Origin of the sequence: Vibrio amylolyticus (assembly GCF_023145695.1) — a bacterium.
In the GTDB taxonomy this organism is placed as follows: Bacteria; Pseudomonadota; Gammaproteobacteria; order Enterobacterales; family Vibrionaceae; genus Vibrio; species Vibrio amylolyticus.
The window spans coordinates 154,062-167,074 of record NZ_JAJHVV010000005.1 but is presented as its reverse complement, the minus strand read 5'-3'; the positions used below and the strand labels follow the sequence as shown (position 1 = coordinate 167,074).

At 41.2% G+C, this 13,013-nt stretch carries 10 protein-coding genes and 2 tRNA genes; 3 read left to right on the top strand and 9 right to left on the bottom strand.

Translation table 11 applies throughout. From position 1 onward, the window contains the following. Positions 1-781 precede the first annotated feature (781 nt). Positions 782-1,321 (top strand): DUF3332 family protein, encoded by a 540-nt coding sequence (locus KP803_RS09605; protein ID WP_248008608.1) that lies wholly within the window; start codon positions 782-784, stop codon positions 1,319-1,321. 209 nt (positions 1,322-1,530) lie between these two features. Here KP803_RS09605 and KP803_RS09600 read toward each other — a convergent pair whose 3' ends face one another. From KP803_RS09600 to KP803_RS09585, 4 genes are read right to left on the bottom strand one after another with little or no spacing between them, the layout of a single operon-like run. After that, positions 1,531-2,190, bottom strand: coding sequence for a potassium channel family protein (locus KP803_RS09600; protein ID WP_248008607.1), 660 nt, complete (start codon positions 2,188-2,190; stop codon positions 1,531-1,533). Positions 2,191-2,192: 2 nt separating this feature from the next. Then, positions 2,193-3,257, bottom strand: coding sequence for an AI-2E family transporter (locus KP803_RS09595; RefSeq protein ID WP_248008606.1), 1,065 nt, complete (start codon positions 3,255-3,257; stop codon positions 2,193-2,195). A 26-nt stretch (positions 3,258-3,283) separates the two neighbouring features. Next, a complete protein-coding gene (locus KP803_RS09590; protein WP_248008605.1) occupies positions 3,284-4,303 on the bottom strand; it encodes a DUF2955 domain-containing protein in 1,020 nt (339 codons plus the stop codon). Then, positions 4,293-5,420, bottom strand: a complete 1,128-nt coding sequence (locus tag KP803_RS09585) for an HlyD family secretion protein (RefSeq protein ID WP_248008604.1) — start codon at positions 5,418-5,420, stop codon at positions 4,293-4,295. Before KP803_RS09585 ends, KP803_RS09590 begins: the two co-directional genes overlap by 11 nt. A 287-nt stretch (positions 5,421-5,707) precedes the next feature. Between KP803_RS09585 and KP803_RS09580 the strand changes: the two genes are divergently transcribed. Next, positions 5,708-6,682, top strand: a complete 975-nt coding sequence (locus KP803_RS09580) for an AraC family transcriptional regulator (protein WP_248008757.1) — start codon at positions 5,708-5,710, stop codon at positions 6,680-6,682. 335 nt (positions 6,683-7,017) lie between these two features. Continuing rightward, on the top strand, positions 7,018-7,269 hold the full coding sequence (locus tag KP803_RS09575; RefSeq protein WP_248008603.1) for an HPr family phosphocarrier protein: 252 nt from the start codon (positions 7,018-7,020) through the stop codon (positions 7,267-7,269). Between the two features lie 162 nt (positions 7,270-7,431). Here the strand turns inward: KP803_RS09575 and KP803_RS09570 are convergent. From KP803_RS09570 to KP803_RS09550, 5 genes are all read right to left on the bottom strand, one after another. Continuing rightward, positions 7,432-7,506 (bottom strand) — tRNA-Gly (locus tag KP803_RS09570). 17 nt (positions 7,507-7,523) lie between these two features. After that, positions 7,524-7,598, bottom strand: a tRNA-Gly gene (locus tag KP803_RS09565). Positions 7,599-7,872: 274 nt separating this feature from the next. Continuing rightward, positions 7,873-9,873, bottom strand: coding sequence for a HAMP domain-containing methyl-accepting chemotaxis protein (locus KP803_RS09560; RefSeq protein WP_248008602.1), 2,001 nt, complete (start codon positions 9,871-9,873; stop codon positions 7,873-7,875). A 189-nt stretch (positions 9,874-10,062) separates the two neighbouring features. Further along, entirely contained in the window at positions 10,063-11,409 is a 1,347-nt protein-coding gene (locus tag KP803_RS09555) for a DUF1501 domain-containing protein (RefSeq protein WP_248008601.1), read from the bottom strand. A 4-nt stretch (positions 11,410-11,413) separates the two neighbouring features. Next, a complete protein-coding gene (locus KP803_RS09550; protein WP_248008600.1) occupies positions 11,414-12,916 on the bottom strand; it encodes a DUF1800 family protein in 1,503 nt (500 codons plus the stop codon). Positions 12,917-13,013: the final 97 nt, after the last annotated feature.

Here is a 13,013-nt window from a genome sequence, read left to right as displayed (position 1 = left end):
TCAAACATTACCGAGGAAGCCATCATGATCTATAACCAATTTAAACACTCAGACACCTACCAATGCCTAGCCGTCGCCAGCCAACTCTGTATCGTCATCATCAAAATAATCTTCAAACTTGCTAAATCAACATTATTATCAATGAGTTGGCTAATTTTAAAAACCTATCAATATGTTGCAAAATAGACACGCTTTTCGCTAATAAATACTCCCCTTATCACCGACTCGAGTTAATCATCACACTTACTACTAAATAACCGCCTTGAAGGTTCGCCTGCTCTGCCATTTCCATTAGGTAATGGTGGAAAGTGATATTGCACCCTGCTATTCCACTCATTTCAAATGACTTATAAAACCAATCCAGTCACTCAAACGGCTCAGGAATCGGTGACAGCGCCGAATAATTAGCTATTTTCCTGAGATTATGACGGGTAAAAAACCATGGGGATACGGAGTAGAAGCGAATTGCTCCATTAAAAAGGATGAGAAAACCAAACCTGACTTCATGATTGGTTCTAATATATCACCCGTTGTTAACAAGGTCTTGGCGGGCTTGTTTTTATCATGAACAGCTACGCTGCCTACTTAAATTCCTTACTGTAACGCCTTACTTTTCATAAAGGTTTTTTGCATATAAATACACATAAAAGGATTTATTACATAGAAGAGGTGAATGGTTTTGTATTGCAGTGGCGCATAATGGTAAGTCTAAGATTCTACGAAAGGACATAATAGCGTCATCAAAACAAACACACGAACTCAACAAACTCTGGAACTCATTATGAAAAACATCGTAACTAAAACAATTGGTCTTACTCTTATAGCTACTGCATTAACTGGTTGTGTTGGTAGTAACGCAGTAACAGAAAAGGTAGTTACCTTTAACGTAGAAGTCGTTGATAACCGTTATGCTCGAGCTGGCGTCAACTTATTACTTGCTCCTGTCTATGGTGTAACAACAGCGGTCGATTACGTAGTATTTAACTCATTAGAGTTCTGGACTGGTAAAAACCCGTTAAACGGTAAACCACACTTATTTGATACGAAAGTAGATACGCAATTTAAGATTAACGATGAGCTAGACCCATCATTAACGGATGCTCCAATCGCGCCTATCTCAAACAACAGAACCATTGAGTCTGGTGTGCTTAAAAGTGTTGATGAAAATACTATCCAGATGGATATTACTTACAACAATGGTGACACAGGCGTATTAACCGGTGTTCGTAATGGTGAAGACGTCAGTTACTTTATTGACGGACAACTCGTTTCTCAAACTACGATGGGTCAACTAGAAGCATTACAAGCTGAAAAAGCGTAGTTATTTTAACGCTTGATAATTGAATAAAGGCTCTTATGGTGCCTTTATTCTATCTAGTGCTTAGAAACCCTTCCTAAACTGGTACTTCAATCCCGTAGATTCAAGTACATAATATAGTTCTTTTTGATTATTCTTCGTCACTCCTTTCATACCACCTGTCTTTAAATAACTGACATATCCCTAAGCAAACATTTATCCCTTAAATATCATTAAGGTTTCCTGGTTTGATTTAGTCGACTGCTAACTAAAGTAGCGACCATAATGGCTAAGTAAAAGCTGCCTAATATCGACTCAATAAACACAAAAAATCGTGGAATCGGGAGTGCAGGTGAAATATCACCATAGCCGACAGTCGTTAGCGTAATAAAACTAAAATAGATAACTTCAAACAAATTATCGAGCCATGGCTTTTGCTCAATGCCATTAAACGCACTAGGAAATAGCTCTATCAGAATGAGATAGATAATTGACCAACTCACACCAACCAGAAGATAAACGCAAATTGAACCGACTATCTGGTTCTTGCTTACATACTCATTAAGCATCACCTGCTTGAGCGCATCAAACGTGTGAGACAACAGAAAGAAAAGCAGAGCGAAAAGCGTCACTAACGACAAGTCATACTCTTCTAAAAACGTAAAGCTTCCAGAAATAGCGGCAACACTAAGTAATACACCATACCAACTACGATAAATCGTCTTATCTCTCTGAACTCCGACAATCGATACCGCTAAACAAATGATGATGAGAGCCAAAATCATCTTTTGGCCCTCTGCGAACAATTGCTGCATAAAAGCACTAACGAAGAGTAAACCTAACAGCGCGAACAGCAAAAAAAAGAAGTTGTCATCCTTTGACACTTTCTTCATGCCTAACCCTCTTCTTTTGCTTCGCTATCTAACCAGGCCACGAACAATTGGTATGTTACACTCAATACTACAGCCCCAACGAATAGCCCTACAATACCCGACATCGCCATACCACCTAGTGCCCCAAGTAATATCACGAGCATTGGAATATTAGTACCTCGACTCAATAGGATCGGTTTTAATATCGCATCACTGCCACTCACCAGAATACACCAAATTAGGAATAGTACTGCGGTAGTGGTGGTATCCACTGAAAAAACATAAATAATCAAAGGGAGTAACGCTAAAATAGGCGGCAGTTGAATAATCGCGACAAGCATAACGAGTAACATCCAAAGACCGATCGCTGGTATATCAGCGAAGAACATCCCTACCCCCGCCATTATCGACTGAATAACGGCAACCCCTATAACCCCTTGAACAACACTTCGAACGGTATTTTTAGATAACGTCGTTAAGCTTTCGCCTTGCTCTCCAGTTAATCGTCTAGCGACTAAAACAAACGCTCTTTCGCACTTGTCCGCATTCGCCATAAATGCACCCGCAATTATCGTCGAGATTATGAATTGGATAAACCCACCACCCAGAGACCCCACAAAAGACGCGATGTTAGATGCAACGATTTTCAATTCATCACCATATTTTAAAACAACACTTTCTATGTTGGAGGATGCATGAGAAACAAATGCATAGGCTCTTTCTCCAATAACCGGCCAGTCTTTCATGCTTATATCAGGCTTTGGAATGGCAATGGAACCATCCTGGTAGCCAGCAAGAAGCTCTGAACCACTAGTATAAAGCCCCGTTGAAATGGCAATTAATGGAATGAGTAACAGAAGAACGCCGATAAAGGCGAGTATGCCACTGATTTTTCCTTTGCCTATCTTGAACTTTACATGTGCCCATGAAACGACAGGATACAGTGCTGTCGCGATGATTCCGCCCCATACGACGAGTAATATGAATGGGCGTAAAATAGAAAAGCACCAAAAGACCAATACAGCAATAGCGGCTATTTTTATAAACGCATCAATCGCTTGATTTGAGAAATTACCTTCGAGTTTCATAAACATTCCCTGTTATGACGCGCAGACTATGGCTGCATAGTTAAGAACTTCCAATTTCGAGTCTCTAAAAAGAACGAGACAGTAATCATGTAAATACCAATGAGAAACAACTGAATCAGGCGCACGATCATATTACTATCGATATCGCCTGAGCTCATTAAAGTGCTGCCTAGCAGAACGAGAACCGTACTAAACGCCGTCGCGTAAATAGGCGCTTTTTCTGGTTTCGTGTATATCTGTGTCGCAATTAGCAAAGCGACTAACGTGATGAAAATAGTGTAAAAAAATATACTCGGAACCAGCGATAACACCCCAAACACCGCAATTGCCATCAACCCACCAATGGTGTTAGTGATGATCAAAAACGCGCTAAGTTTGACCGATTTTTCGGAGGTAATCATCAACGAGAAGAGAGCGATAAACATCATGGTTAATAACGCTTCTGAGATCTGAAAAATAAAAAAGAAACAGACAACGGGAAACGAAATCAACATTGCTCTAAATGCCGCATACCAGCGCTGTTGCTTGGTTAGTGGAGACGGTTGATATCCTTTAAACTGTTTCCTATCTTCAGGCAAGTAAATATGCACCAAAGCAAAGATTGCTACAGCAACTACCCCAGAACTGGCTAACCCGGTCGCAAGAAACACCGATATGCCAGGATTTGAAATCGCCATAAATGGCAGCATCAACACAGCGATGATCAATATTGTCGCAAACAAGTTCCACTTAGGATCGGTGAAGAGGTAATACCCCCACAGCATCATCAACCCCACCAACACAAGTAACGGCATTGGGTATTGAGTGATACCATTAGATAAAAACAGACCGAGTGCCATGGTCGCAAGCATGGCAATCAATAACTCATAAATGGTTTCTCTATTAAGCTCTGCTTTATCGATTAAAAACTTAGCGACAAATACTGGTGCAACAAACGCCAAAGGCCAATCGATCAATGCCGCAAGAAATACTGCCACCCCAACGCCAATGGTATAGCGTAGGATCTTGGTTTGGACTTGAGGTTGCTCGATTAAGTTATCGGACATAAGACATCACACTGATGAAACGTATCCAAAGCTTACCGATGGAGTTGAAAACAAAGTTATCGTCGCTGTAAACAATCACATCGGCTTGTCCACCAACACGCAATAAGCCTTGCGCATCTTCATGATTAAACTCAATGGAAATTGGCAGCATTTGAGTCTGACGTAACCACCCTGTTTGATTGTTGGCTTGAGCTAATTTACCCGCTTGATTGTTTTGTCCCCAATCAACCCCCCAATCGACACTCGTCACTTTACCTTTAATCACTTTACCTGGCGCAAAATCTAGCGCGACTTCCACGTCATCACCCGCTTCGATATTACCTAGACTGTTTTCTCTAAAATACGCTTCAATCCAAATACTTTCAGTTGATACAAAAGTCATCAAAGGTTGACCCGCAGAGGCGTAAAAACCTTCGGACAGGCTAAAGTTAGATACTCCCCCCTCCGTTGGCGCTCTTATTACGGTTCTTTCTAAGTTAATTTGTGCTTGTTCTAGAGCAAGTAATGCCGCTTTTATCTGGCTATTATCCTCCCCATCAGCACCAAGCTGCTGCTTAGATTTATCCAGATCTGCTTGAGCATTAATCACATTTGCACGAGCGGTAGCTAAATTTGCTCTCGCCTGATCGGCTTCCGATTTTGACACAACACCACGTTCAGCCATCGCTAAAATTCGATTACTCTGAAGTTTTACATTTTCTAGTTCGACATTCGCACTGGTTAAGCGAGCTTGAGATGCTGCGATTGCGGCCGTTTGAGCACCCACATTTTGACCTGCAATTTCTAGATTCTGCTCTGCCTGTTGAACCGCGATGTCGTAATCAGCAGGGTTAAGTTTGACGAGAACGTCACCTTCTTTAACGGGTTGGTTAGATTGAACCAAGATATCAAGAACTTGCCCGGAGACTTGAGGCTTTATAGGGACGACATACCCTTTTACTCGTGCATTATCCGTAGAGGGAATGATACGATCAGAAACAATGCTAAAAAGAAGAATCGAAGCGACACCAACCAGTAAATAGTTCGTAATTTTCCTTACTCGGTTCCCTTTACCGTCCGGATTTGGGTTTTCAGTTTCTTCTGATTTTTGAGTTTCCAATTCATTATTTTCAGACATACCTTTCCTTACTACATTCAGATTCCATTTCTACTCTATTTATAGCTCGAACCATTAACTATTTAAATAACAAACCAGTAAAACATCTTATTATTTAGTGATTTATTATAATTATTACCCATTACCGCTAAGACTTCACATTATTGATAAACAAATATGACACAAGTATGCAACAACATAGAATCTGTAATGTAGGCACGCTTTGTTTTCTGTCCATATCTCTGGATACACCATTTTCAATATTTGAGGAATTTAATTTGCGAAAGAAGCCTTCAGACACTCTACCGATGATACGGACGGGGTATACAAAAATACTCCTGGAGGTCTTCTCAAAACACAACATTGATATTCATGAAATTCTAAGGGAATCCGGATTACCTCCAGATCTTTTTGACACCAACAACGATTTTCTTCCCGTTGAGCCTGTGAGACGATTGGTTTATCTACTCTCATCCCAAGTCGGTGTTAATAGTTTTAGTGAAATGTTGAGGATTGCTTTTAGGCAACGAATTATTCCTCAAATACTCGGGCTATTCAAAAATGTTGAGACGGTAAGAGATGCGTTGTCGAAATCCTATGAGATTTTTTCATACGACACGCCCGGAAGTAACGTCACCTTAAAATCTGAACATGAGCAATGTTGGTTTTGCCGTGATGCTCCTTACGAAGATACCCCTAGTTTTATTTGGGGCGAACTATTTGCCATACTTTATATCGAAGAATTACTCCAGTCCTTAACCAAGTCGAATTGGAAAATAACAAAAGTAAAAATTCAACATACTGATTCTGATGTCGTTCAAGCCGCCTTAGGAAAATCCGTACAGCTCTATATTGGTCACCCTAATACCGCCGTATATATCGATGAAGAAACACTGAATAGCAAGGGACAGGTACATGAATCAGACTTACTGTTTAATAAACCATTAGTAGAGTGGCATACGAGTTTTAGTGACAGTGTTTTCACGGCTTTACTGCCCTATGTCAAAGAGCACTCGCTGACGGTAGAGCAAGCCGCAAAATTACTCAAATTGACACCACGCACCTTCCAACGTCGACTAAAAGAGGAGCGTACTAGTTTTCGAAAAGTAAAAGAGAGTCTTATGCTATCTGTCTCGTGTGAGTTAATGGAAGAAGGCCACTCGTTAACCCACATTTCAAGCCAACTCGGCTATAACAATATCTCTCATTATTCACGCGCGTTTAAACGAGTAACAGGCCTGACCCCTAAGTCATATAGAAAATCGATACTGGGATTATGCTAACGTAAATGAAGAACTAAACACTTATTAAGATTGAGGCATCAATAAACTAATCTTCACAAATCTCTACAATCTGATAAACGGAATGGTACACGCGTGTTCTGTAAAGGGTTAAATAGTAATTTTTTTTTCGTGACCAGTTTAATTTCGCTTCGACAAAGACACAGATCACGATTTATTTTACAAGATAAATAAATTAAACAACATCAGTCACAATTACTTCTCGTCGGATCTACCCACCTCTAAAATATGTATATAGAACATAGTACTAACGTTTTTATTACGGTATCAATAGTCATATCTTTTACTCGTAACAATCTTTTCAAAGGAAGTTAATTATGCATAGAAAGAGCGTCGTTATCACAGCACCAAGTGGCTTACATACTCGCCCTGCAGCACAGTTTGTTAAAGAAGCAAAAAAGTACTCAGATGACGTTGAAATTGTCTCAAATGGCAAAACAGCTACAGCGAAAAACCTTTTTAAGCTTCAAACATTACAGCTTGTGCAAGGTACAGAAGTTACTGTTCAATCAGCTAACTCTCAGGCGGTAAGCGAGCTTGCTCAATTCCTAGAAAGTGTGAAAGGTTAAATTAAGACTAAGCCTTAATACAAAGTGCCTCAATGGCACTTTGTCATCTATCGAAATAGCTTCAAACGCCAGACACACGAAAACACGCCACTAAGCGCTAGAATTACATTCTAAATTGTGACCAGTTTTTTCAAAAGATAATTTCGCTCGGATTGAGCTATATGGAGCGTGCAGCGGGAATCGAACCCGCATCATCAGCTTGGAAGGCTGAGGTAATAGCCATTATACGATGCACGCATAGAACGATGAGAGATTGGAGCGTACAGTGGGAATCGAACCCACATCATCAGCTTGGAAGGCTGAGGTAATAGCCATTATACGATGTACGCTTTGCTTATGTATCTCTCGAAAGCGAATTCATCATGCCACACTTTATGAAAAATAAAAGGACTAAATTGAAGTTAAGTGTTTGTTTGCGCGCTTTTTGTTCTTTGTGGCCGTTGTTTACGCTTTTGCGGTGTTATTTTCACCTATCACCCTTAAGCTCGCGACTTATTTTAGAGCCATGACTCATCGTTAATTCGTTTACATAAAGCCCAAAAAAGCCACGATAGATAGGACTATCATGGCTTAGGTGCTTTTATTTATTTTACATTAATACCACTATGCTCGGGTAAATTGTGCCATCTCTTGGTTTAACTCTGTCACTTGCTCTTTAACGGTTTCAGACGTCGTGTAGGAGCTTTGTGCGATATCAGCCACACCATTAATCGATTCAGATACATCTGTCATCAGAGAATTAATGGCTTGAGTTGAGTCTGATTGTAGCTCTGCTGCATTTGCCAGTACGCTCATCTCTTGGTTAAGCATCTCAATTTGCTCGACCGTCGAGGTTAACTTCTCTACGGCTAACTCTGTATGCTGAGAACCTTGCTCGGCAAGCTGTTTACTCGCTTCAATTTCTTCTACAACTGATGAGGTAGATGATTGAATAGCATCAACAATTTGATTAATCTCTGTGGTTGACTCTGTGGTGCGAGTGGCAAGCAATCTTACTTCGTCGGCAACAACAGCAAAACCGCGTCCCTGCTCTCCTGCCCTTGCCGCTTCAATCGCAGCATTCAAGGCAAGTAGATTCGTTTGTTCTGCTAACCCTTCAATCACCTCAGTTACTCGACCTATGGCTTCACTCTCTTTGCTGAGAGTGGCAACTTCTCTACTTGCTTGTTCAATGGTTGAATAGAGTTTTTCAACCGTTTGTTTATTAGCCCCTAACGCAGAAGAGCCTTGGTTAATAAGTTCGCTCGATTGTTCGAGTGTCGTCACCGATTGCTTAGCATGATGCGCCGTTGTTTGGGCAGACTCAGCAACATCATTAAGCTGTTGGCCAATTTGCTGAATATCATTTTTCTGACCGGATATTTTGTTCAGTGTTTGCTGATTCGCATTCAATAGACCACGAATACTGTCCTCAACACGCTCCGCTTTATCAGTGACACCCTGAACAATATTTGCTAGTGATTCGTTCATGCGATTAACCGAGTCCATCAAGCTCGCTAGTTCATCGGTCCCTTCTACTTTAAGTGGCTCTTGAGAAACGTCCCCACTGGCAATGAGCTGTGCGCGCTTAGAAATTCGGCTCACTCTATTACCAATGCTTTTACCCATATAGTTTGAAATAATAAATGCAGCAACTAGAGAAGTGATCGCGGCAAAAATCAGAATTACAACCACGTTTGAGATTGCATTAAAAATCTCGCTGCCCGTGGCATCAGCTTGTTGTTGCTGAGTGATGATCAAGCGTTCTAAGACCTGCTCTAATGCATTCGCTGCTGGAATGAGTTCATCTGCCATTTTTTGATTCGCTAAATTCCACCCAGCGGACTGTCTAAGTGACACGACTTGCTCGACCAAAGGAAAATACAGCTCCTGCATGTCTTTAAAGAGATTCCACAAAACAATATCATTGCTCGATATTAGGCTCTTCATTGACTCAATTTCAGCGACTGATTTTTCATGGACTTGAATAAAGTCCGCGTACTTATTTAGGAAGTCTTGCTTGCCGTACAGCAAAAAGTCCCGCATTGAAGCAAGTGCATTCGAGAGTGATGTATAACTGTCTGCATACAGTTTAAACAAGCGCTTTCGGTCTTCTCCTTCTTTGTTTGAAGACTCTTCATTAATTAACCCTTGAATTTGATCTAGGGCCACTTCAGCAATAGGGGCAGCTTCATTAATAAATAGGCTGTGGGCTGGAAGATTTTCTTCGCTATGGCTTAACTCTGTGATCTCTGTGACCAGTGATTTTACCTGCCCCCACTGCTCACTAATAACCTGAAATTCTTCGGCCGAGATCAAGACTTCTAAGGTGGGCAGCCGTTCATCTGTTATCGCAGTGATCCTATTTAAGGTTTCAAGCTGCGCTAAACCAACAGACTCATCGGCTCCCAATAGCATATATGCCCGCACAGTAGAAAGGCTTGATTGAACGGATTGCTGTAACGATCGACTGGTATCGACAGTAGGTAAATCAGATTCCAACAAAGACTGAGTGTGAGCCTCTACTGTGATTACGCTGCGATATGCAAATAATGCGGATGCGATAAAAAGTACTGCAAGTAACAGAAAACTTAACTGTAACTTCCCTGATATCGAGAGTTTCATCCTTTAACTCCTATATTAAACTGGTGGGATAATATAGCCCTATTGAGTGGATTGTTAAATAGATGTAAGTGGTTTTTCTAAGATGGTGCTGCAAATAACATGGCTTTTTCATTAAATTGAGAAGAAAGAAAGCAATAAGCATCGATAAGCTAAATACCAGAGGCTAACACCTCTGGAATTTTCAATACATTAAGCGCACTTAAATAAATCGAGTGTTTTTTCCTCAAAGCCACCTTCTACTAACGCAGGGAAGATGTTATCTATCTCATTAGGATCCATTCCTAACCACACAAGCAAAGACGCATGAACTTGATCGGTTGATGTCGTCGGCACAACGCGTCCACGTGAAAGTAGTAGTGTAGACCCTTCATCTAATATCGGATAAGTACCGATGGTTTTTGAGCCATCCACAGCACCACCAATGACAAAAGAATGACTGCCCCATCCGTGATCTGTACCGCCTGTTCCATTTGGAATTAACGTTCGACCAAATTCTGAATGAGTGAACGATGTGACAGAGTCTGCCAAGTTGTGCAGACGCAAAGCTTGATGAAAAGCAGCAATTGCCTCTGCATACTCGCCAAGTAATCGTTCATGCGTCGCCAATTGATTTGAATGAGTATCAAAACCACCAAGCTTACAGCTAAAGTACTGCCTTTGATGCCCAAAATTACCATCATTATTAACAATCAGTTGCAATACAGCTTGAAGTTGTCGACCAATGTGCGTATCTGGAAATTCTCCATGAGTATCTGTAGCGAAGATCCCACTCATTCGTTCATGGGTTTCTTGTGCACCTTCAGCTATTTTTGCATAGTGTTTTTCAAACTTATGCTGATAGTACTCCGGCTTTTGAATAGCATTGAACAGTGCGCGATCTCGACGAATTTCTTCAGGGTTATCGGTTTTAAGGAAAATATCACCGGGAGCAGAGCTACCAACGGAATTTGACTGCATCCCTAGGCTATTTGTCCACACCTGACCACCACCAATATCGAACAACGAAGAGTAATTATCAAATCCTCTAGACACACCTTCAAATGTCTGTTCGCCAAGCGCTCCAAACCCGTTTTTAGCAAGCTTTAGACGAGCTGAAGATTGTACCATGGTAGACTGATGATTATGACTAAATAGGTGACCTGGCATCACTTTCTCATTTGTAACAGCTTCCATAGCGGGAGCCATCATAGGACCAACGTTCAAGACAGGAAGTAACTCTTTTTCTTTAATTAATTCGTTTAATTTTGCCATTGCGGGATGTAAATGGAATTCGGAACTAAACTTAATTCCATCCCCTTTTTCAAAAGCCAACCCACCTCTCAGTCTTTTATAGTCATCAAAACCTAAAGCCTGTGGAATGACCATGTTAAATCCATCATTACCTCCCGCGAAATCGATGCCAACAATGGCTCGATACCCTGTGGAGTTACAACCTCCAAATAGCTGGGCGAAAGCAGGCATTGAAGTTAGATTGAGTACCGATACTCCTGCAGCAGCCGCGGTTCCTTGTAAAAAACGTCTTCTTGAAATTGACATACGACTACCTCTGGATAATAAATTCAGGTGAAATGATTAGGTTCATGATAAGAGCGCGGATATCTGCATAGTAACTCTTGTTATTTCGAGGGCAGTGCGCCAAAAATTCAATACAGGCTTGTTTAGTCGTTGATTTCATTTGGCCAGAGAAAAGTTTTTGGTTATATAATTCTACAAGCTCTTCATCTGTTTCCGAAGTGTCGGCCCAATGCAACCTTTCCAGTTCATCATCGATACCCCACCCCTCCCCTAAGTGATGGAAGCGTCCTAATAGCTCTTTGGCCTCCTTTCCATATTGGTAAATATCGCTCCAGTTATAAATGTTAAATTCCGGCGCGAACAGGCCTTCGAGATCAGGATCCGAGGGCGCATCATCATGCTGATAATAATAAAAAACTGACGGAGCGCTCATCGGAAGCATTCGATCATACCAGTTGAACTTGTGTGACCATACCTCTACACCGGGTGATAACTGCGCGTCCAACGCTCTCATAGCATGAGTGAAAACAATCAGCGGATCTCGTACTTTACCCACATCGTTGCCGCTATTGTCTGCAACTTGATCTGTTAGAATTGCAGTGATCAAAGCCTGCACATTGCCTCCACTGTTTAAGAATGCATTACGAACTCGGCGTACATGCCCAGGCATTGGATTACTGGTAATCATTTTACTGATAAAAAAGTAGGTAATATAAGTATATAAATTGGCTTGATTCATTAGGTGGCGAATAACGTCATCAAGTTCTTCTTCTGCATCAATCTCTTTTTGAAATGTCTTCCCCAGAATCACCTTTGTGTCTCTATTGTGATCTGACTCGTCAACTCTTAAAGGACTCATATAACGATCATGGCCACTTGTTCCCTCTGCGAATTTCCAACCAGTGAATACTTTCGCTAGTTGCTCTATATCTTCTTGAGTGTAAGCAGGGAGTTGGTTTCCTTCTCCATCAACTGATGGTACTCCGCTCCCCTCTAGCTTCACAGGGCCAAGCGTAAATAACTGAAGTAATTCTCGAGCGTAGTTTTCATCCGCATCGGTGGCTTCGTTAGATGTATTATTGATGAAAGTGAGGTATTCACCCATAACCGGTGAAGTGGAGACAAACTTAATTATCTCATCAAAGTTGCCAAAGGCTCGCTCTGAAAGCCCATCATAAAACTTACAAAAGGCAGAACGCCTTCCTGATTGTGATAAAGCAGGATCTCGAGTACTTACAACAAAAAGCTGAGTGAGAATGTACGCAACTCTTTGACGTAATATGTCCTTATTTTCTTCATCTAAAGTAACCCCAGTCCAACTTGTGGCGAAGACTGGCCCATCTCCAAGGCTACTATTCATCTTATCTTGGTGGTATCGCTCGTCCCAACTTGTTCGCGGAATACGAGTTTGATGCTCAACCCAATTCTCAATGGACCCTTGCTTTAAAAAGTCCTCAATATCCGTTTTGTTAGGCCCTAACGTACACTGACATAGTGTGCGATACGCAGATACATGATCGGTATTCATTGTTACTCCTATTGGTTTTATTCAATAGGAATCCTACCTAACGGCACCTTACGTATGTCATAGAAGTATTTTTATACGTCAAGATATGTCAAAAATG

Bases quoted from the DNA above. Each gene is read 5' to 3' on its own strand.
- KP803_RS09595 (WP_248008606.1), bottom strand. From the start codon at position 3,257: ATGAAACTCGAAGGTAATTTCTCAAATCAAGCGATTGATGCGTTTATA.
- KP803_RS09605 (WP_248008608.1), top strand. From the start codon at position 782: ATGAAAAACATCGTAACTAAAACAATTGGTCTTACTCTTATAGCTACT.
- KP803_RS09555 (WP_248008601.1), bottom strand. From the start codon at position 11,409: ATGTCAATTTCAAGAAGACGTTTTTTACAAGGAACCGCGGCTGCTGCA.
- KP803_RS09585 (WP_248008604.1), bottom strand. From the start codon at position 5,420: ATGTCTGAAAATAATGAATTGGAAACTCAAAAATCAGAAGAAACTGAA.
- KP803_RS09550 (WP_248008600.1), bottom strand. From the start codon at position 12,916: ATGAATACCGATCATGTATCTGCGTATCGCACACTATGTCAGTGTACG.
- KP803_RS09560 (WP_248008602.1), bottom strand. From the start codon at position 9,873: ATGAAACTCTCGATATCAGGGAAGTTACAGTTAAGTTTTCTGTTACTT.
- KP803_RS09580 (WP_248008757.1), top strand. From the start codon at position 5,708: ATGATACGGACGGGGTATACAAAAATACTCCTGGAGGTCTTCTCAAAA.
- KP803_RS09590 (WP_248008605.1), bottom strand. From the start codon at position 4,303: ATGTCCGATAACTTAATCGAGCAACCTCAAGTCCAAACCAAGATCCTA.
- KP803_RS09600 (WP_248008607.1), bottom strand. From the start codon at position 2,190: ATGAAGAAAGTGTCAAAGGATGACAACTTCTTTTTTTTGCTGTTCGCG.
- KP803_RS09575 (WP_248008603.1), top strand. From the start codon at position 7,018: ATGCATAGAAAGAGCGTCGTTATCACAGCACCAAGTGGCTTACATACT.